Genomic DNA, 19460 nt, shown 5'->3' on the forward strand with positions numbered 1-19460 from the left:
GCCGAGCACCCCACCACTATGTGTGACGCACGGAAACGCTCAAAGTTTACGCGTTGAAGTACTTGGCTTCCGGATGCAGCAGAACGAAGGCGTCGGTCGACTGTTCCGGATGCAGTTGCAACTCCTCCGACAGCGATACGCCGATCCGGTCCGCCTCGAGCAGCGACACCAGTTTCGCGCGGTCCTCGAGTTCGGGGCAGGCGCCGTATCCGAAGGAGTAGCGTGCGCCACGGTAGCCGAGTTTGAAGTAATCCGTCACCTCGGCGGGGTCCTCGTCGGCGACCGAATGTCCTTCCAGCACAAGCTCTTCCCGGATCCGGCGATGCCAGTATTCGGCCAGCGCCTCGGTGAGCTGCACCCCGATGCCGTGCACCTCGAGGTAGTCGCGATAGTTGTTCGCCGCGAACAGTTCGTTGGCGAAATCGGCGATCGGCTGCCCCATGGTGACCAGCTGGAAAGGCAGAACGTCGACCTGGCCGCGCTCGGTGGCCAGCTCCCGGGAGCGCACGAAGTCGGCGATGCACAGGAACCGGTCGCGCTGCTGACGCGGGAAGGTGAACCGATACCGTTGTGGCGCAGCGGGATCCGGTTCGGTGAGAACGATCACGTCGTCGCCCTCGGACACGGCCGGGAAGTAGCCGTAGACCACCGCCGCGTGCTGCAGCACGCCCTCGGTGGACAGCCGGTCCAGCCAGTACCGCAGCCGCGGGCGGCCGTCGGATTCGACCAGTTCCTCGTAGCTCGGCCCCTCACCGCCGCGCTGTCCGCGCAGACCCCACTGGCCCAGGAACAGCGCGCGCTCGTCGAGCAGACCGGAGTATTCGCCCACCGCGAGGCCTTTGATCACCCGGGTGCCCCAGAACGGCGGTACCGGCACCGGCAGGTCGGCGGCCACGTCCGAGCGCTCGGGCACCTCGACGGGCACCTCTTTGGCGCGCCGCTCCGCCGCGATGCGCTTGGACCGCTCGTGGCGGGCCTTGCGCTCGGCGGCCTTGGCACGTTCGGTCTCGGCCTCGGGACTGTCCGGATCGACCGCGCCGCCGCGCTTGCGAGTCATGATGTCGTCCATCAGACGCAGGCCCTCGAACGCGTCGCGGGCATAGTGCACATCGCCGGCGTAGACGTCGGTGAGATCGTTCTCGACGTAGGCGCGGGTCAGCGCGGCGCCGCCCAGCAGCACCGGGAACTGGCCGGCGACCCCGCGGGTGTTCATCTCCTCGAGGTTCTCCTTCATCACCACCGTCGACTTGACCAGCAGGCCGGACATGCCGATCACATCGGCCTTCTTGTCGGTCGCCGCGTCCAGAATCGCCGAAATCGGTTGTTTGATACCGAGATTGACGACCTCGTAGCCGTTGTTGGACAGGATGATGTCGACCAGGTTCTTGCCGATGTCGTGCACATCGCCCTTGACCGTCGCCAGCACGATGCGGCCCTTGCCCGAGTCGTCGGTGGCCTCCATATGCGGTTCCAGGTGCGCCACCGCGGTCTTCATGACCTCCGCGGACTGCAGCACGAACGGCAACTGCATCTGCCCCGAACCGAACAGCTCACCCACGGTCTTCATACCCGCGAGCAGGGTTTCGTTGATGATCTGCAGCGGCGGCACTTCCTGCATCGCCGCGTCCAGATCGTCCTCGAGGCCGTTGCGGTCACCGTCGACGATGCGCCGCTCCAGGCGTTCGAACAGCGGCAGCGCGGCCAGCTCGTCGGCGCGCGAGGCCTTCGCCGAGGCCGCCGAGACGCCCTCGAACATGGCCATCAGCGTCTGCAGCGGATCGTAACCCTCGCGGCGGCGGTCGTAGATCAGATCCAGCGCCGCGGTGCGCTGGTCCTCCGGGATCCGGCTCATCGGCAGGATCTTGGAGGCGTGCACGATCGCCGAATCCAGTCCGGCCTCGACACATTCGTGCATGAATACCGAGTTCAGCACCTGCCGCGCGGCCGGGTTGAGGCCGAAGGAGATGTTCGACAAGCCCAGCGTGGTCTGTACCTGCGGGTGCCGGCGTTTGAGCTCGCGGATGCCCTCGATGGTCTCGATGCCGTCGCGACGCGATTCCTCCTGCCCGGTACCCAGGGTGAAGGTCAGGCAGTCGACGATGATGTCGCTCTCGGCCAGCCCCCAGTTGCCGGTGATGTCGGCGATCAGCCGCTCGGCGATCTCCACCTTGTGCTCCGCGGTGCGGGCCTGGCCGTTCTCGTCGATGGTCAGCGCCACCACGGCGGCGCCGTGCTCGGCGACCAGGCGCATGATCTGCTGGAAGCGCGAATCGGGCCCGGCGCCGTCCTCGTAGTTCACCGAGTTGACCGCGCACCGCCCGCCCAGATGTTCCAGACCGGCCTGCAGCACCGGCGGCTCGGTGGAGTCGAGCATGATCGGCAGCGTCGAGGCGGTGGCGAGCCGGCCCGCCAGCTGCGCCATATCGATGCTGCCGTCGCGGCCGACGTAGTCGACACACAGGTCCAGCATGTGCGCGCCGTCGCGGGTCTGGTCCTTGGCGATGTCGAGGCATTTCTGCCAGTCGCCGGCCAGCATCGCCTCCCGGAAAGCCTTGGAGCCGTTGGCGTTGGTGCGCTCGCCGATCATCATGATCGAGGCGTCCTGTTCGAACGGCACCGAGGTGTACATCGAGGACACACTCGGCTCGTGCTCCGGATTGCGCTGGGCCGGAGCCACATTCGCGACCGCGTCGGCGACCTCGCGGATGTGCTGCGGGGTGGTGCCACAGCACCCGCCGACCAGCGCGAGGCCGAATTCGGTGACGAAGCCGTGCAGCGCGCTCGCCAATTCGCCCGGGGTGAGCGGATATTCGGCGCCGTTGGCCCCCAGCACCGGCAGCCCCGCATTCGGCATCACCGACACCGGCAGCTGGGCGTGCTTGGACAGATGGCGCAGATGTTCGCTCATCTCGTCCGGGCCGGTGGCGCAATTGAGACCGATCATGTCGACACCGAGCGGTTCGATCGCGGTCAGCGCCGCGCCGATCTCACTGCCGACCAGCATGGTTCCGGTGGTCTCGACCGTGACGTGGGTGATGATCGGAATGCGCCGCCCGGCCCGCTCCATCGCCCGGCGGCTCCCGGTGACCGCGGCCTTCACCTGCAGCAGGTCCTGACACGTCTCGATCAGGATGGCATCCGCACCGCCGTCGAGCATGCCCAGCGCGGCCTCGGTGTAGGCATCGCGCAGCGCGACGTACGGAGCGTGACCCAGGGTGGGCAGTTTGGTGCCGGGGCCCATCGAGCCCAGCACGTAGCGGGGCGTGCCGTCGCCGGACGGGCCCATCTCGTCGGCCACCTCGCGGGCGAGCCGGGTGCCGCGTTCGGACAGATCGCGGATCCGGTCGGCGATGTCGTAGTCGGCCAGGTTCGGCAGATTGCAGCCGAAGGTATTGGTCTCGACCGCGTCGGCGCCGGCCTCGTAATAGGCACGGTGGATGCCGCGCAGCACGTCCGGGCGGGTCTCGTTCAGGATCTCGTTGCATCCCTCGAGGCCGCGGAAGTCGTCGAGCGTCAGATCCGCGGCCTGCAACATGGTGCCCATCGCACCGTCGCCGATCACGACACGCCGGGCAAGCGTGTCGAGCAACGTGGTATCGAACTCGGCGTGAGAGGACACAGACATGTACCCCAGAGTAGTGGGCGGCCCCGACAATCCTGACCACCGGACCGGGCGGCCACACCACATCGCTCTCGACACGCGGTATCCCGCGATATGCGGTGAACGACACCGCCGCCACGCCGTAGGCTGACCGGGTGAACCCCAGTGCCTCATCCGATCCGGCAATGCCGACGTTGCGTGATCCGGTTCTCGTCGCCGCCTTCGAAGGCTGGAACGACGCGGCCGACGCCGCCAGCGGCGCCGTCGAACATCTGGAACTGATCTGGGACGCCGAACCGCTGGCCGAACTGGATTCCGAAGACTACTACGACTACCAGGTCAACCGGCCGACCGTACGCCAGGTCGACGGCGTGACCCGCGAGATCCAGTGGCCCTCGACCACCCTGTCGGTCTGCTCACCTCCCGGTAGCGAGCGCGACATCGTGTTGCTGCACGGCATCGAGCCGAATATGCGCTGGCGAGCGTTCTGCTCCGACATCATCGAGCTGATCGAGCAACTGCAGGTGACAACGGTGGTGATTCTGGGAGCACTGCTCGCGGACACCCCGCACACCCGGCCGGTCCCGGTTACCGGCACCGCCTACAGCAAGGAAGCGGCCGAACAGTTCAGCCTGGAACAAACTCGCTACGAAGGACCGACCGGCATCACCGGCGTACTGCAGGACGCGTGCGTGCGAGCGGGCGTGCCGGCCATCTCGTTCTGGGCGGCGGTTCCCCACTACGTCTCCCAGCCGCCGAATCCGAAGGCGACCATCGCGCTGCTGCGCCGGGTCGAGGACGTGCTCGATATCGAGGTGCCGCTGGGCGAGCTGCCCGCGCAGGCCGAGGACTGGGAGTCCGCGGTCGACGAGATGACCGAGGGTGACGAGGAGGTCACCGAATACGTGCGGTCGCTGGAGGAGCGCGGCGACGCCGCGGTCGACCTCGACGACGCGATGGCCAAGATCGACGGCGACGCGATCGCCGCGGAATTCGAGAAGTATCTGCGCCGGCGAGGCGGCGGAAAGGGCGGATTCGGCCTGTAACCGGCGGCGGCGCCGGACACTCGGCGGCGGGCGGGTTCCGCGCACGCGTGTCCGGCGACCGGCCGCACTCGGTCAGGTCTCGATGGTCAGCACCTGGGCTTCCGCGTCGTGGGCCAGCTTCGCGATCAGCACGTCGCGCGGAATGGTCTGGCCCGCAAGATGATCGAGCGACGGAACCACCACATGGTGCGCCTCGGCACGCTTGAGCTCGGCCGTGAGCTCGGCGAACGCGGTGCCGTCACCGTTGGTCGATTCATGGAACGTCGCGGCGAAGCAGAGGCCGACTTCGCTGGCCAGGGTGCACATCGCATCCTCCAGCTCGGCGGCGTGACCGTCGGCTAAGTCGTCACGCACGTATCCATAGATCAACGCTTCCACCCGAACCTCCGTTTGGATGTGTAAGGGACTCGCTGTTCTGTTGTGGATCACCTGCTTGTGGATCACCTGTGGCGGACGGGAAAACCGCCCGAATCGAGCATCCGTCATCTGCAAATGCAATTGCAGATGTCAATGACGGACAACCGCGTGCCCTATCGGGTCCACCGGCGTTAACTGGTGGGATACTACAGACGTGGCCGTGAGTGACGATCGACCCGTCTGGGCTGTCAGGATGCGCTCCGAACGAGACGCGCGGGGGTGGTCCCAAGCGGATGCCGTCCGCGCGATGCGCGCGAAGTCATCCCACAACCTGCCGACAGACAGTACCCTCCTACGCAATTGGCGCCGTTGGGAATCGGGCGAGTCACGCCCGGACGATTTCTACGCGCCGATCATCGCCGCGGCGTTCGACACCGTCACCGCGGCGTTTTTCCCCAAGGCGCGCCCCAATCGGGACGACGAACTTCTGTCGTCAACGGGAATGGACACGCTCGAGTTCATCGGCCGGCTGCGAATGTCCGACATCTCTTCGGCCACACTGGATGCCATTCGCATCACCGCCGAGCGGCTGTGCTGCGAATATCCCATCGCCGACCCGCACGAACTGCATACCGAGGGCACCGCGTGGCTGCGGCGCATCACCTCGCTGCTGGACGGGCGGCTGACCCTGGCACAGCATCGCGAGGTGCTGGTCCTCGCCGGCTGGGTGGCGTTGCTGGTCGGCTGCGTCGACTACGACCTGGGTCGGCGCACCGCCGCGGAGGCGACCCGCCGCGCGGCGCTGTCGCTGGGCCAGGAGGCCGAACATCCCGAAATCGTCGGCTGGGGTGCGGAAATGGCAACGTGGTTCGCCATCACCCAGGGCAACTATCGCGGCGCGATCGAGGTGGCCGAATCCGCTCTGGACAATTGCCGCGGCATGGGTGTCGGCGTGCAGCTGGCCGCGCAGCAGGCCAAGGCATGGGCGCGCATCGGCGATCGCGAGGCGATGGAACGCGCGCTCGAGCGCGGCCGAGATATCTTGCGCCGATTGGACAATCCGGCAAATCTGGATAACCACTTCGTGGTCGACGCGCAGAAATTCGATTTCTACGCCATGGATTGCTGCCGGGTCGCCGGTGACAACCGCCCGGCGGAAGCCTATGCCCGCCAGGTGATCCGCAGCGCCACCGGCCTCGACGGTTCGGTCCGTCAGCCGATGCGCGTCTCCGAGGCACAGCTGACCTTGGCCGTGGTGGCGGTCCGCGATCGCGATCTGGAGCTCGCGGTCGACGAGGCGATGCGCGCGTTCGAGGGCAAACGCCGCTCGCTGCCGTCGCTGCTGTGGATCGCGGGCGAGGCGGCGCGAGAGATGATCGAACGCTATCCGTCCGATCCTCGTACCCGCACCTATCTCGAGCAGTTGCGGGTGCTGTCGATGAGCTGAGCGGATTGCGTTGCGCCGCTGAATTGCACGATGCCGCCGGGGTTGTACGCTGCGACGAATGGACTTCAGTCTGCGCAGCTGCTCGTGGCACGGGCACGCAACGTACGCCCCCGACGAAGCGGAACTCGCTGCGCGCCTGCATGTTTCGACGGCCGCAGGTGAGGCGTGGCGGTGTCTGCGCTGTGGGAATTTCGTGATCGGCGCGCCGCGCGGGCGCGGCCCGGCCGATGCGGCGCCCGAGGTGCCGCGTGGGCGCCTGCTGCGCGACCGGCTGATCATGCGGCTGCTGGCCGCCGAACGCGTGGTGCGCGGACTGGTGTTCGTGGTGCTCGCCGCCGGGGTGTTCAAGGTGCGCAATTCGCAGGAGCAGTTGCATGCGGCATTCGATCGGGAGCTGCCGCTGCTCCGCCCGCTCGCCGACCAGATCGGCTGGAATCCCGACAATTCCAGGATCGTCGCGTTCATCGAGAAGGGCTGGACGCTGTCACCGACCGTGCTCACCTGGATCGCGGTGGGGTTGCTGGCATATGCCGTCATCGAATTCGTGGAGGCCGTGGGCCTGTGGTACGTGCAGCGCTGGGGTGAGTATTTCGCGGTGATCGCCACCTCGCTGTTCCTGCCGTTCGAAATCTACGAGCTCACCGAGCGCATCACCGTCGTTCGCGCCGGCGCCCTGGTGATCAACGTCGCCGCGGTGCTCTGGTTGCTGTGGTCGAAGCGGTTGTTCGGCCTCAACGGCGGTGGCGCCGCCTACCACCGCGAGCACAGTGAGGAGAGCCTGCTGACGGTGGAACGCTCCGCGGTCGCCACCACAGCGGGGTGACGGCACGCCGAGGCCCGGGTGCGCCGCCGCGGCGCGCGGGCAGGTATTACGCTCGTGCCGGTGACCGAGTCCGCTGACCGATTGCTGCCCGCCGAACCCGCACTGTTCGACGGCGTCTCCCCCACCCGGGGTGAGACCGTGATCGAGGGCGCGGACCGGCTGCGGTTGTTCTCCTTCGCCACCGCCGACAAACGCAACGACTATCTGTGGGTGCTGCGCGCATTCGACCATGCCCGCGCCGCCTATGTGGTGCTGCTGCACGCCTCCGATGTGGCCGACACCCTGTCTCGGATGCCGGATGCCCCGCATACCACCGCCACCGAGATCGGTCCGCTGCTCGAGCAATTGCACACCTGGGGTGTGCTGGAACGCAGTTACGACGGCACCCGCGCGGCGACGCTCGCCGAATATCGCAACCGGCACTACGTCTATCAGTTCTCGCAGGCCGGGTTCCAGGCGTATCGGGCGGTGAACGAGGTACTGGGCGCGCGCCTGGACGAGGCCTCGCTCTCGCGGCTGGTGCTTCCGGAACTGCTGGCCGATCTGCAGGCGCTGGCGCAGGCCAATCGCGACGGCGACGCCGAGCGGGTGTATCGGATCCTGAAGCGGCTCGACACCGCGCTGTCCGAATTGGCCGACCGCGCGGCACACTTCTACCTGACCCTCGGCGATCTGGTCCGCACCACCGAGGCCACGCCGGAAGCCTTTCTGGCACACAAGGATGCGCTGCTGGCGCATATGCGCGAATTCAGTATGGATCTGGCCCGCTACGCGCCCCGGCTGGCGGCCGCGATCGCCGAGGTCGACGACACCGGCACCGAGTCGCTGATCAGCCGGGCCGCCTCCTGTGACGAGCGGGTGTTGCTGGACGTCGCGGCGCGCGAGGCCGATTGGCGCTCCCGCTGGCAGGGGCTGCGCGGATGGTTCGTCGCGGTCCGCGATCGCGGTGCGCCCGACCCCGGCGCCGAATCCGCGCCGGCGACCGAGGCCGAACGGTTGCGGGAGGCGACCATGAGCGCGATCGCCGCCGTGCTGTCGCTGCTGCGCCGCGTGACCGAAACGCGCAAGGGCGGGGTGAGCCGGGAGTCGGCGTTGCGGCATCTGGCCGGCTGGTTCGCCGCCGCGCCCACCACCGACAGCGCGCACGCCCTGTTCGACGTCGTGTTCGGATTGGGCAGACCGCGGCATCTGTCGATGGAACATCCGGACGCCGACATCATCCCCGCCCACCGATCCTGGTGGGAGGCAGCACCGCTGGAGATCGCGCGCACCCTCGCCGAAACCGGCCGCCAGCCCACTCCGGGCGCGCCCGCGCGTCTCGTGCGCAACGATGCCGGGGTGCGGCGGCTGCGCCAGGCCCAACTGGAGACGCAGCGGGCCCGCGCGGCGGCCGCGATGTCGCTGGCCGCCGCCGACGTGCACGACCGGGTGCTCGACGAACGCGAAACCGAAGTCCTGCTGCGACTGCTCGACGCCGCCTCCACCGCGTGGGTGCCGGTGAGCGGGCGGGTAAGCACGACCGGATCCGACAGCGGCGTCACGCTGACGGTTCGCGAACATCCCGGCTCGACGGTGGTGCGCACCGCCCAGGGTCTGCTGTATCTCGATCACCGCCGGCTCGAGGTGCGCGAGAATTCCCGCGCCCGTACCGCCTCCGGGCGGTCGTGATGCACGCGAAAACCATCGACCCGCTGGCATTGGACAGTTACCAGCGCGCCGCGCGGATCCTGCTGGCCAATCATCTGGTGACCCGGACCTTCCCGGATCGCATTGCGCTGCCGCTGATTCGGCGCTGGGCCACCGAACTGCGCGAGGATATGGCCGAACTGCTCGGCTACCGGCTCGAGGTCACCGAGACCACGGCACGGCTGTTCCCGATCCCCGACCGGCTCGATACCGGCCGTCCCGCCCGCACCCCCGCCGATCGCGTCTTCGACCGGCGCCGCTACGCCTATCTGTCGCTCGCCCTGGCCGCGCTCGGTCGCGCCGGAGACCAGATCACGCTGTCGGAGTTGGCCGATCAGGTCGCGGCCTACGCCGTGCGGGTGGAGGGGCTGGAACTGTCGACCGAACGGGCCGCCGACCGGGATGCGTTCGTGGACGCGGTGGCGTGGCTGGCCGCCCGTGGCGCATTGTCCCTCGCCGACGGCGACGCCGGTGGCTGGGCGGCCGACCCGGAAGCGGGTGAGGCGCTCTACGACATCGACCGCTCGGTGGTGTTCGCGATCTTCCGGCCGCCGCGCGCATTGCAGCACCTGCACAGTGTGCGCACCCTGCTCGCCGACGACACCGATTCCGCCGCAACGACTTCCGTGCCGTCGCGGGCCGCGGCCGCGCGCCGGGTGCGGCGGGCGCTGATCGAGCTGCCGGTCGTGTACACCGAAACCCTCGGTGCGGCCGAGCAATCCGCGCTGGGCAGCGAGAAGATCGTGGCGGAGGTGGAGTTGCTGACCGGGCTGCGCGCCGAACGGCGCGGTGAGGGCGTGGCCCTGATCGACACCTCGGGCCGGTTCTCCGATGTGCGCTTCCCCAGCACCGGAACCCTCGCGCAGGTGGCACTGCTGCTGATCGGCGAGATCGCCGACCGGGTCCTCGACATCGACGATCCGCTACCCCGGCAACCGCGTCCGCCCGCCGCCACCGACACGGCGGACGGGCTCGATGCCGCCATTCCGGCGGCCACCGTCTTCGCGCCGCTGGTCACGATGCCGCAGGAGCCCGTCGACGCGGAGGATCCGGCCGACGACGAGGAAGGTCCCGAGCCGGTCACCCATCCGTTCATCGATGACGAGTGGATTCGCGCGACGGTGCACGCCCTCACCGAGCGGTACGGTTCGACCTTCGCCGCCCAATGGCAGGCCGACGTGGGCGGGCTCACCACCGAGGTGGTCGGTCTGCTGGCGCGATTGTCCCTCGTGGAGACGGTCGACGGCGGCGTCCTGGCCCTGCCCGCGCTCGCCCGCTACCGGGGCGCTGTGGTCACCGTGCGCACGCGGGCCGAATCCGAATTGTTCGCCTCGGCACGATCGCTGGGCGCGCACGCCACCGGGCAACCGGCGCCCGCACCGGCCGGCGCGGCGGGATCCAGTAGCTCAGGAAAGGGGACGGAGTAACCCATGGACCTCATTCACGGTGGTGTCCGCTTCATTCCCACCCGCGCCGGGATCGTCAACCTGTGGGACTACCGCGATCAGGAATTCTGCTTCGCGGACGGACGGCTGGTGCTGCGCGGACCCAACGGCTCCGGCAAGACCAAGGCGCTGGAGGTGTTGTTCCCCTTCGTCTTCGACGGCCGCATCGAGCCGCGCCGGTTGAATCCGTTCGCCGGTGAAGAGCGCACGATGAAGTCGAATCTGCTCTATCGCAAACAGGATTCGGCCTATTCCTACGTCTGGATGGAATTCGCGCGCGGGCGCTGGTCGGAGCCCGAGGTGGTGACCGTCGGCATCGGCATGCGCGCCACCCGGTCCTCGGACAAGGTGACGCGGTGGTATTTCGTCGCCGACGGCCGGGTGGGCGTGGACTTCTCGTTGATCGGTCCCGACGATCGGCCCTTCACCCGCAAACAGCTGGCCGAGCAGATCGGCACCGACGCGATCGTGGACCGTCCCGTCGACTATCGCGCCGCGATCGACGCGCGCATGTTCGGCCTCGGTGTGCAGCGCTACGACCAGTTGATCAATCTGATTCTGACCCTGCGCCGCCCGCAGCTGGCCAAGAACCTCGACCCACGCGGACTGTCGCAGGCGCTGACCGACGGTCTGCGCCCGCTCGACGATCAGCTGATCCTCGACGCCGCCCGCTCGTTCAGCGATATGGAGGAGGTCGGCCGCACGCTCGAGGGGCTGGTCGCCGCCGATTCCGCCACCCGAACCTTCGTCGACGTCTATCGCAAATACCTTGCGGTGCAGGCCAAGTCGGATGTGGATCAGGTGCGCTCGCGGTTGGACGCGGTGACCCACGGCAGCACCGCGCTGTTCGCGTCCGCGGCATTGCGGCAGCGGCGTGAGACCGAACGCACCGCGGCCGAGCATCGCGGCGAGGAGGCCGATCGCGCCTACGAGCAGGCCCTCACCGATCGGGAGACGCTGCAGCGTTCCAGCGCCTACGAGGGTAAGCAGCAGCTCGACGATCTGGCCGATGCGGTGCGGCGGCTCGAGACTTCGGCGGCGGTCCACCGCGACAAGGCGACCAAGGCTCAGCAGGCGGCCGACCAGCGCGGCGACGAATACGAACGCGCCACCGCCGCGGTCGCCACCGCCGCCGCGGCCCTGGCCCGCGGCGAGGACGAACTGCGCGCGGCGGCCGAGGAAGCCGGAATCGCCTGGGCCGCGCTGCCGGAACAGGCCCGCACCGAACAGCTCATCACCACCGTGCGCAGTCACGCCGAGGAACGCGACGCCGATGTGCGCGCGGTGCGCCAGGCGATGACGGTGGCCGATGCCGCCGCGGCCGACCGCACCCGCGCGGAACGAGCCGTCGAACGCGCGGGCCGCCACCGTGATACCGCCACGGCCGAACTGGCCGAGGCGGAGGCCGCGGTGGCGCTGGCGCGCGCGAATACCGCCGCGTCCCTGCGCACTTGGTGGGACACCCACCGCGAGCCGCACTCCCCCGTGGCCGCCGGATTGTTCGAGGCGCTCGACGCCGCACTCGCCGAGGCCGGCGGTGACGATGCGCCGCCGCTGCCGCAGGTGCTGGCCGAGCACAGTGAATCGCTCACCGAAACGCTGCGGGACCGCCGCCGTCAGGCCCGCGCGGCCGCGGATCAGGCGCGCGACCGCGCCGCGGCGCTGCGTGCCGAACGGCAGCGGGTCGGGGCCGAACAGGACGACGCGCCCCCGGCACCACAGAGCCGTACCGATTCCCGGGCGATGCGGGCCGGTGCGCCACTGTGGCGGCTGGTGCGCTTCGCCGACGACGTCGACGCCGAGCGCGCCGCCGGGATCGAAGCCGCTGTGCAGGCCGCGGGTTTGCTCGACGCCTGGGTCGGACCGGATGACGAAGCGCCGCAGACTGATTCGGACATCTTCCTGACCCCGCTCCCGCCGACCGCGCGGCCCGGCGGTCCCACGCTCGCGCAGGTGCTGGTAGTCGAGGACGGTGTCGGCGACGATTCCGATTCGCCGATCGCCGCGGTCTCGCGCACCCATCTCGCCGACATCCTCGCCTCGATCGCTGTGAGCGACAACGACTCCCATGCATCCGAGAACCTGGTCGCGGTCGGCGGCGACGGGGGTTTCCGGCAGGGCGTGCAACTCGGCCGCCACCACAAGCCGCAGGCGGAATTCATCGGCGCCACCGCCCGGGCCCGGCGCCGGGAACGGCGCCTGGCCGATCTGACCGAGGAGATCGCCGTCGCCGAACAGGCCGAGCAGAGCGCCCGCGCGGACGCCGACGAGGCCTCCGGCGAGTTGGCCCGGCTGGCGGCCGCCGCGAAGGACCTGCCGCGCAGCAGTGCGGTGACCGCGGCGCTGCGTTCGGTCTCGGAGGCGGCGGGTGTGCTGCGCTCGCATACCGAGGCGGCCGCGCAGGCCGAACACGACCTGGACCAGGCCGTCTCGGCGTTCACCGCGGCCGACAAGAAGGTGCGCGCGGTCGCCGCCGCCCGCAACGCACCTCGCGACCCCGCGGAACTGGACGCGCTCGCCGCGGCGGTCCGTCATTTCGAGAACACCGGCACCGCGCTGCTGCGGCTGCGCGGCGATCACCAGCGCGAGGCCGAACGCGCCCGCGAGGCGAACGACCGGCTCGCCGAATCCCGGGATCTGGCCGAGGCTTTCGCCGAGGAGGCCGAGGCTGCGCGAGCCGGGTACGAGGAGCAGTTGCGCAAACTCGAGACGCTGCGCGAGGCGTTGGGCGCCGACGCCGCCGACATCGACCGCGAACTCGAGCAGGCCCGCGAGCGCATCGACGCCGCCCGCGCCGAACAGCGCGCCGCCCGCAAGGCCGCCGCCGAGGCGATCGAAGCGGTCGGATCGGCCGAAGGCGCCTATCGCGCCGCCCACGAGTCCCTCGGCACGGCGCTGACCGAACTGCTCACCGACGTCCGCCGACTGGCCCCCTACGCGCGGCCCGATCTGCTCTCGCTGCTGGGCGCGCCCACCGAGAGCCGGTGGCCGACTTCACCGGCGGCCTGGTCGACCGCAGATCAGCTGCTGTATCGCATCGAATCCGGCGGGCCGGAAAATGAGACCGCCGTCCTGCCCGTCGAGGTGCACGAATTGTTCGACAACCTCTGCGCCGCCACCGCTTCCGTGCGCGCCGGGGAGTCCGCCCGCAAGTCGACCCGCAGCGCGGTGACCGCGGCACTGCAGGAATTCGACGCCGCACTGGCCTCCGCGCGCCAGGACTACCGCCTGCAGTGGGATGCCGCCGACGGCCTCACCGTGGTGCAGGTGCACGACGACAACGGGATGGCGGCGCTGGCCGATTTCGCCGACCGCATCGCCGCGGCCCGCGCCGATCAGGAACTGCTGCTGACCGATGCCGAGCGCCGCATTCTCGAGGATGCGCTGCTGACCGGACTCGCGCAGCAGATCCACGAACGCACCTGCGACGCCCGCGACCTCATCGCCCGGATGGGCGCGGAGATGAAGCAGCGGCGCATGTCCTCGGGTAACACCATCGGTGTGCACTGGGTGCTGGCCGACAATCTGTCGGAGTCGGCGCGCGCGGTGTGCAAGCTGCTCGACCGGGCCGCTGCCGACCTGGGACCCGGCGAATTGGCCACGGTGCGTGCGCATTTCGCCGCCGAGATCCGCGCGGCGCGGGCGGCGCATCCGGAGCGGTCCTATCCGGAGATCCTCGCCACCACCCTGGACTACCGCAGCTGGCGGGTGTTCTCGTTCACCCTGGTGACCGCCGACGGCTCCGAGGATCGGCTCACGGTGGCGCGGCACAGCGCGCTCTCGGGCGGCGAACAGTCGGTGTCGCTGCATCTTCCGCTGTTCGCCGCCGCGCACGTGATGCTGGATTCGGCCGATCCGCAGGCGCCGCGACTGCTCGCGCTGGACGAGGCGTTCGCCGGCGTCGACGACAACGGCCGCAGCGAATTGCTCGGCCTCTCGGTCGATTTCGATCTGGACCTGTTCATGACCGGGTACGACCTGTGGATCACCTACGATCACGTACCCGCGTGCGCGCATTACGATCTCGCGCATTCGGCGGCCGAGAACACCGTCAGCGCGACGCTGCTGGTATGGGATTCCTCGGCGCTGCTGGCCGAACACGACGGCTCCGATCTGACCACCGCCCTGGGTTCGCCCAACCGGCGCCGCACCCCGCACACCGTCGAGGGCGGCATCACCTTCGACGAGGCGCTGGAGCCGACCAGCTGAACGGGATCCGTTGCGCGCCGGGCGTATTCGGCCCGGCGCGGCTCATCTGTCGCCGAAGGTGATCGACAGCGTGTCCCGGTCGCCCGGTGCGACCACGACGGTCAGTGGCGGATCGGGAATCGGCCGGTCGGAGGCGGCGTAGCCGACCCAGCCGGTGCCGACGAAGACCGCGATGAGCAGTGCGGTCGGCAGTTCCGGCAGCAGCCATCCGCACGGTATCGAGGCCAGACCGGTCTCGGGGATCAGCTGGACCGTGGGTATCTCCGGTCCGGTCTCGCTGTGCACCGCATCGCCAGGTATCGCACCGCTCCGCCGTACCGGAACCCGCCCTCGCACCCGAACCTCCATCGCTTCGAGCGTCCCGGCCCGTCTGCCGGGAAACCGCCAGACATTTACAGTGCCCCATCCGCGACTGCGCCACACCGGTATTGGACAGGACAATCGGCGTGTCTCCGAAAGTTTGCTGAATACCGATTGGTAGCTATCCGATTCGCGAGTTTCGCGCTATCGGCGCGGACGAACGCCGGCGTCGGGCCACCGGGGCGGGCACGCGCCGCCGGGGAAGGTCTGCAACTCGAAGTGCCACCACTCGTTGTCGAACGTCCGGCACAGCCCCCACCGATTTCCGTTGTCCTGCAACCACTGCGCGCCCTGCTGTGGGCCGACGTCGATCGCCTTACCGGTCACGTGGGTGGATTCGTCGGGCGGCAGCACCCACCGCCGCGCGGCGTCGGGACCGCCGTAGGTGGCGATGCCCTGCTCCCACAGCTGTTCCTGCTCGTCGCGGGTGCGGTGACCGGACACGATCTCGAGCGGCACGCCCTGCTGGTGGGCCTGGCGTTCGGCCATCGTGTAGGCGGCGGCCAGCAGCGGATCCAGTCCTTCGGTGCCGGCGGCGAATGCGGTATGGGTGGGTTCGGCCAGACCCGGTCCCGCGGCCCCGGCCAGAGCCACACCGACCACCACGGCTGTACCAGCAAGTCCTCGCAGCATGAAAACGATCGTAACCAGCGCCGATCCGCACACCGCGCAACCGGGTCCCGGCCCACCGTCGCGACCGCGAGCCGCCGGGCACACCCACCGCCTGACATTCCGGGCGGCTGCGTCGTCGGAAGGGCGTACCAGTTTTCAGCCATCCAGGAGTTCCGGATATGACCAGAATCGGCATCATCCTCGGCAGTACCCGCCCCAACCGCAACGGTGCGCAGGTGGCGCAGTGGGTTCTGGACTCGGCCTCGCGTCGCGGCGACGCCGAGTTCGAACTGATCGATCTGCGTGATCACCCGCTGCCGCATCTGGACGAGCCCGTTCCGCCGATGTTCGGCCCCTCGGTGCACGCGCACACCCGGGCCTGGGCCGAGCGGATCGCGCCGTTCGACGGTTTCGTGCTGGTGACGCCCGAATACAACGGTGGGATGCCCGGGGTGCTGAAGAACGCCCTCGATCACGTGTTCGCGGAGTGGGTCGACAAGGCGGTCGGATTCGTCTCCTACGGCGCGAACGGCGGCGCCCGCGCGGTCGTGCAACTGCGGGCGGTCTGCGGCTCGCTGGGCATGGCCGATGTGGGCTATCAGGTCTCGATCTCGGTGCTCACCGATTTCGAGAACCACACCACGTTCACCCCGCGTGACCATCATGGCGCCGCACTGGACAAGACACTGGACCAAGTCATCGCGTGGAGCACTGCCCTGGCCCCGCTGCGGGCCGGCGCCGAAACCACTCTCGCCACTTCCTGAGGAGCCGAAACATGACCGCATTCAACGACTTTCAGTCCCGCGCCGACCGCCTCGCGGCCGACGAAGCCGAGATCCGCCGGCAGATCGGCCGAGTGGTCGACGGTCTGCGCGCCAAGGATCTCGACGCGGTGCGGCGGGCATACGCGACCGACGTCGTGTCCTTCGATGTCGAGCCGCCACTCCAGCACGTCGGGATCGCCGCGAAACTCGACAACTGGACCAAGGTTTTCCTGTTCTTCGAGGACGTGGACTACGAGATTCGCGATCTGACATTCACCGTGGGCGAGGACGTGGCCTTCGGGCACGCCTTCGCCCGGCTGCACGGCACGATGAAAAGCGGGGTGGCCAACAGCGGTATGTGGGTCCGCGTCACCTACGGAATGCGAAAGATCGACGGCGCCTGGCTGATCGCGCACGACCAGGTGTCGGTACCGTTCGACATCGCCAGCGGCACCGGCGTCGTCGATCTCGAACCCTGACCGGGTTTCCGCGGTGTCAGCCGGATGAGACGGCATCCTCGTAGGCGCGCAGTGTCGTGATGACCAGGGCCCGCTGCTCCGCGGTCAGCGGGCCCAGCGCGGCGCGCCACCCCCGATCCGCGCCGCCGAGCCAGTCCGACACCGCCGTTCGGTGCGCGTCGGCGATCGCGACGAGGGTGCGCCGCCGGTCGTTGTCGTCGGGGCGGCGTTCCAGGACGCCTTGGCGGCTGAGGTCGCCGATCATCAGGCTCACGGTGGTCGGTGCCACCTCCAGTCGCCTCGCCAGTTCGCTGACCGTGAGCGGCCCGTCGAACAGCACGTACGTCAACAACGACAGATGGCGCGGTGCCAGATCGAACGAGCGCAGCGCCTCGGGCACCGGCAAGCGTTTCGCGCGCCCGACGAGTCGCGGCATGAGCAGCACCATCGCCCGGACACTGTCGTCCAGGGACAACCCGTCGTCCTCCGTTGACATACCTTTCTCCCTCAAATACCTTTGCTTTCAAAGCTAAATTGCCGAACCGGCCCATCGTCCCACGTGGACACGCTGTCGCCCCTTTCCGGAGGAGAAACGATGACCGATCCCGCCGCCCGCCTCCGCGCCCTGACCATCGGATTGCATCCACGAGCGCTGGACTACAGTCGATTTCCCGATCTGGACGAGGAGCAACTCACCGCCAGGGTCGACGCCGCCAACGCCGCCCTCCGGGACACCGAATTCGACATCACCCCGTGCCTGGTCTCCGCCTCGCCCGACGAGGCCGAAAACGATATCCGCGCGGTGCTGGCGAATCGATCGTTCGACCTCGTCATGGTGGGCGGGGCGGTGCGAGCCGTCCCGGAACACACCCTGTTGTTCGAACGCGTGGTCAATCTCGTCGCCGAGGCAGCGCCGGGAATTCGGTTCTGCTTCAACACCTCACCCGAAACCACCCTCGACGCCCTCCGCAGAGCGGCCGCGTTCGCCTGAATCCGCTGTCCGCGGCCCCGGCGACCGTCACAGACAGTCGTAGACGGCGGCGACCAGGTCGTAGGCGCGCCGGTCACCGGCGAGCCAGTCGCGGCGCAGATTCGGGACGAAGGCGATCGCGACCCGATTGTCGACATCGCCCACGCCGATCGAGCCGCCCGCGCCGGGATGTCCGAACGCGGTGGGTGCCGCGGCGTCCGGCAATACGAAGTTCTGCGACGCCAGCATGTATCCCCAGCCGAATGCCGTCTCGAGTCGCAGCACCGCGTCCACCCCGCGCACCCGCTCCCGCGTGGCCTCGGCGAGGACCGCCTGCGGCAGCAGCGTTCCCGCGACGAGGTCGCGATAGAAGCCGGCCAGAGCACGAGCCGTGACGACCAGTCCGGATGCCGGCCACCCGCCCGCCAGGACATCCGAATTGTTGTATGCGGCAGCCGGATTGGACGAGGAACGCATCAGCAGCGAATCCGGATCGCGATAGGCCTCGACCAGGCGGGCCGCCGCGGCCGCATCGATCGGCCCGCTGTCGTCCGTCCACGCCATCTCGGCAGCGGGCGGGCGGGCCAGGCGCGCCGCCCGCGCGGCCTCCTCGGCGGAGATGCCGATGCGCAGATCCGCGCCGAAGTGGCCGCGCACATACTCGCCGACCGTCGAATGCGCGTGGCGGCGAACGAATTCGCCCACGAGCCAGCCGAAAGTCAGTGCGTGATAACCGTGTACATCACCCGGCCGCCAGATCGGCCGCTGTGCCGCGAGAGTGCGTGCCATCAGTTCCGGATCGGCGGCCTCGGCGACGGTGACGGGCCGCTCGAAGACGGGCAGCCCGGCCCGATGGGTCAGCATGTCGGTGAGCGTCGTGGATTCCTTACCGGCGACCGCGTATTCGGGCCACCACCGCGCGACCGGCTCGTCCGGGTCGATGCCGACGTCCTGCGCGACGGCGAGGGCCGCCGTCGCGGTGAGCGCTTTCGTGCACGAGAAGACCACACAGGCCGTGTCCCGCTCCCACGCTCGCCCGGTGCGTTCATCCGCGACGCCACCCCACAGATCCACCACGGGCCGTCCGTCCACGATCACCGCTACCGAAGCGCCCAGATCACGCCCCTCGGCCAGATTGGCGGCAAACACCTCCCGGACCGCCTCGAAGGCCGGATCCACCCATCCCCGCACTCCGGTCATGCTGAAATTAGAACACGTTACAGAGACTGTGGTGGTGTCAGCCGCCGAACCCACGGCGTGCCGGGCGAAATGCGCGGCGGCGTGTCGCTCTGCCGCTGGTCCGACCCACCCGATAGCGTGCGAAGCGGTCATCTGCTCTGTCCAACCGACGACGAGGAGGCAGTCATGACTCTTCCGCTGACCGCGAATGCCCTGGTGCCGTTCGCCGCCGCACTAGGGGCCAGCGCGCTGGTCGCAGTCGCCTCCCTGGCACCGGGACGGACCCGAAGGATTCCCGCACAGGCCGACGAGGTGACCCGGCGGCGCATGGCGCGCCAGGGCGGCGTCGCACCGACCGGCCGGCACCGCGCCGGACGCGCTCCGTGGCGTGCGGCCACCTCGACGTTTCGCTGACAACCGGACACGGTCACCGAGCCCGTCCGCCGCACCGTATTCACGTCACTCGTGCCCGCATCCTGCTCGCGACGTCGTAGCGGTACAGA

Annotated in this window: 16 protein-coding genes; 10 read left to right on the forward strand and 6 right to left on the reverse strand. The window is 69.0% G+C overall.

The features are described 5' to 3' along the window. Positions 1-46 precede the first annotated feature (46 nt). The gene (gene metH, locus NMI01S_RS13805; protein ID WP_062997233.1) at positions 47-3625 is read right to left on the reverse strand and encodes a methionine synthase; all 3579 of its coding nucleotides are present in this window, start codon (positions 3623-3625) and stop codon (positions 47-49) included. 161 nt (positions 3626-3786) lie between these two features. On the opposite strand from metH, the gene NMI01S_RS13810 reads away from it, so the two are divergent. Then, a complete protein-coding gene (locus NMI01S_RS13810) occupies positions 3787-4647 on the forward strand; it encodes a PAC2 family protein (protein ID WP_210743458.1) in 861 nt (286 codons plus the stop codon). Between the two features lie 72 nt (positions 4648-4719). Here NMI01S_RS13810 and NMI01S_RS13815 read toward each other — a convergent pair whose 3' ends face one another. Further along, positions 4720-5025 (reverse strand): hypothetical protein, encoded by a 306-nt coding sequence (locus NMI01S_RS13815; protein ID WP_062997235.1) that lies wholly within the window; start codon positions 5023-5025, stop codon positions 4720-4722. Positions 5026-5257: 232 nt separating this feature from the next. On the opposite strand from NMI01S_RS13815, the gene NMI01S_RS13820 reads away from it, so the two are divergent. From NMI01S_RS13820 to NMI01S_RS13840, 5 genes are all read left to right on the forward strand, one after another. Beyond that, positions 5258-6451 carry an NsdA family TPR-like regulatory protein gene (locus NMI01S_RS13820; protein ID WP_218021009.1) on the forward strand — a complete coding sequence of 398 codons (1194 nt, stop codon included), beginning with the start codon at positions 5258-5260 and terminating at the stop codon, positions 6449-6451. A gap of 58 nt (positions 6452-6509) precedes the next feature. Next, positions 6510-7274: a DUF2127 domain-containing protein gene (locus NMI01S_RS13825; RefSeq protein WP_062997237.1), complete on the forward strand. Its 765-nt coding sequence runs from the start codon at positions 6510-6512 to the stop codon at positions 7272-7274. A gap of 159 nt (positions 7275-7433) precedes the next feature. Next, positions 7434-8942 carry a TIGR02677 family protein gene (locus NMI01S_RS13830; protein ID WP_062997500.1) on the forward strand — a complete coding sequence of 503 codons (1509 nt, stop codon included), beginning with the start codon at positions 7434-7436 and terminating at the stop codon, positions 8940-8942. Further along, a complete protein-coding gene (locus NMI01S_RS13835; RefSeq protein ID WP_062997239.1) occupies positions 8942-10387 on the forward strand; it encodes a TIGR02678 family protein in 1446 nt (481 codons plus the stop codon). Before NMI01S_RS13830 ends, NMI01S_RS13835 begins: the two co-directional genes overlap by 1 nt. Before the next feature lie 3 nt (positions 10388-10390). Then, on the forward strand, positions 10391-14614 hold the full coding sequence (locus NMI01S_RS13840) for a TIGR02680 family protein (protein WP_062997241.1): 4224 nt from the start codon (positions 10391-10393) through the stop codon (positions 14612-14614). Positions 14615-14656: 42 nt separating this feature from the next. Here the strand turns inward: NMI01S_RS13840 and NMI01S_RS13845 are convergent, their stop codons facing one another. Both NMI01S_RS13845 and NMI01S_RS13850 read right to left on the reverse strand, forming a co-directional pair. Beyond that, positions 14657-14899, reverse strand: a complete 243-nt coding sequence (locus NMI01S_RS13845) for a hypothetical protein (protein ID WP_062997243.1) — start codon at positions 14897-14899, stop codon at positions 14657-14659. 219 nt (positions 14900-15118) lie between these two features. Continuing rightward, on the reverse strand, positions 15119-15607 hold the full coding sequence (locus NMI01S_RS13850; RefSeq protein ID WP_084512946.1) for a M15 family metallopeptidase: 489 nt from the start codon (positions 15605-15607) through the stop codon (positions 15119-15121). Between the two features lie 158 nt (positions 15608-15765). On the opposite strand from NMI01S_RS13850, the gene NMI01S_RS13855 reads away from it, so the two are divergent. Continuing rightward, positions 15766-16350, forward strand: a complete 585-nt coding sequence (locus tag NMI01S_RS13855) for an NADPH-dependent FMN reductase (protein ID WP_062997245.1) — start codon at positions 15766-15768, stop codon at positions 16348-16350. Between the two features lie 11 nt (positions 16351-16361). Further along, positions 16362-16829 (forward strand): YybH family protein, encoded by a 468-nt coding sequence (locus NMI01S_RS13860; RefSeq protein WP_062997247.1) that lies wholly within the window; start codon positions 16362-16364, stop codon positions 16827-16829. A gap of 16 nt (positions 16830-16845) precedes the next feature. Here the strand turns inward: NMI01S_RS13860 and NMI01S_RS13865 are convergent, their stop codons facing one another. Beyond that, a complete protein-coding gene (locus NMI01S_RS13865) occupies positions 16846-17304 on the reverse strand; it encodes a MarR family transcriptional regulator (RefSeq protein WP_174554518.1) in 459 nt (152 codons plus the stop codon). Between the two features lie 99 nt (positions 17305-17403). On the opposite strand from NMI01S_RS13865, the gene NMI01S_RS13870 reads away from it, so the two are divergent. After that, the gene (locus NMI01S_RS13870; protein ID WP_062997249.1) at positions 17404-17799 is read left to right on the forward strand and encodes a hypothetical protein; all 396 of its coding nucleotides are present in this window, start codon (positions 17404-17406) and stop codon (positions 17797-17799) included. Positions 17800-17826: 27 nt separating this feature from the next. On the opposite strand, the gene NMI01S_RS13875 is transcribed toward NMI01S_RS13870, so the two are convergent. Beyond that, the gene (locus NMI01S_RS13875) at positions 17827-18978 is read right to left on the reverse strand and encodes a serine hydrolase domain-containing protein (protein ID WP_062997251.1); all 1152 of its coding nucleotides are present in this window, start codon (positions 18976-18978) and stop codon (positions 17827-17829) included. Positions 18979-19143: 165 nt separating this feature from the next. Between NMI01S_RS13875 and NMI01S_RS13880 the strand changes: the two genes are divergently transcribed. Further along, on the forward strand, positions 19144-19371 hold the full coding sequence (locus NMI01S_RS13880) for a hypothetical protein (protein WP_062997253.1): 228 nt from the start codon (positions 19144-19146) through the stop codon (positions 19369-19371). The last annotated feature ends 89 nt before the right edge of the window (positions 19372-19460 follow it).

Source organism: Nocardia mikamii NBRC 108933 (genome assembly GCF_001613505.1).
Lineage (GTDB): Bacteria > Actinomycetota > Actinomycetes > Mycobacteriales > Mycobacteriaceae > Nocardia > Nocardia mikamii.

Excerpts from the sequence above, each read along its gene's own strand:
- NMI01S_RS13840 (WP_062997241.1), top strand. The coding sequence starts at position 10,391 with ATGGACCTCATTCACGGTGGTGTCCGCTTCATTCCCACCCGCGCCGGG.
- metH (WP_062997233.1), bottom strand. The coding sequence starts at position 3,625 with ATGTCTGTGTCCTCTCACGCCGAGTTCGATACCACGTTGCTCGACACG.
- NMI01S_RS13825 (WP_062997237.1), top strand. The coding sequence starts at position 6,510 with ATGGACTTCAGTCTGCGCAGCTGCTCGTGGCACGGGCACGCAACGTAC.
- NMI01S_RS13820 (WP_218021009.1), top strand. The coding sequence starts at position 5,258 with ATGCGCTCCGAACGAGACGCGCGGGGGTGGTCCCAAGCGGATGCCGTC.
- NMI01S_RS13870 (WP_062997249.1), top strand. The coding sequence starts at position 17,404 with ATGACCGATCCCGCCGCCCGCCTCCGCGCCCTGACCATCGGATTGCAT.
- NMI01S_RS13880 (WP_062997253.1), top strand. The coding sequence starts at position 19,144 with ATGACTCTTCCGCTGACCGCGAATGCCCTGGTGCCGTTCGCCGCCGCA.
- NMI01S_RS13865 (WP_174554518.1), bottom strand. The coding sequence starts at position 17,304 with ATGTCAACGGAGGACGACGGGTTGTCCCTGGACGACAGTGTCCGGGCG.
- NMI01S_RS13875 (WP_062997251.1), bottom strand. The coding sequence starts at position 18,978 with ATGACCGGAGTGCGGGGATGGGTGGATCCGGCCTTCGAGGCGGTCCGG.
- NMI01S_RS13810 (WP_210743458.1), top strand. The coding sequence starts at position 3,787 with ATGCCGACGTTGCGTGATCCGGTTCTCGTCGCCGCCTTCGAAGGCTGG.
- NMI01S_RS13835 (WP_062997239.1), top strand. The coding sequence starts at position 8,942 with ATGCACGCGAAAACCATCGACCCGCTGGCATTGGACAGTTACCAGCGC.
- NMI01S_RS13860 (WP_062997247.1), top strand. The coding sequence starts at position 16,362 with ATGACCGCATTCAACGACTTTCAGTCCCGCGCCGACCGCCTCGCGGCC.
- NMI01S_RS13855 (WP_062997245.1), top strand. The coding sequence starts at position 15,766 with ATGACCAGAATCGGCATCATCCTCGGCAGTACCCGCCCCAACCGCAAC.
- NMI01S_RS13850 (WP_084512946.1), bottom strand. The coding sequence starts at position 15,607 with ATGCTGCGAGGACTTGCTGGTACAGCCGTGGTGGTCGGTGTGGCTCTG.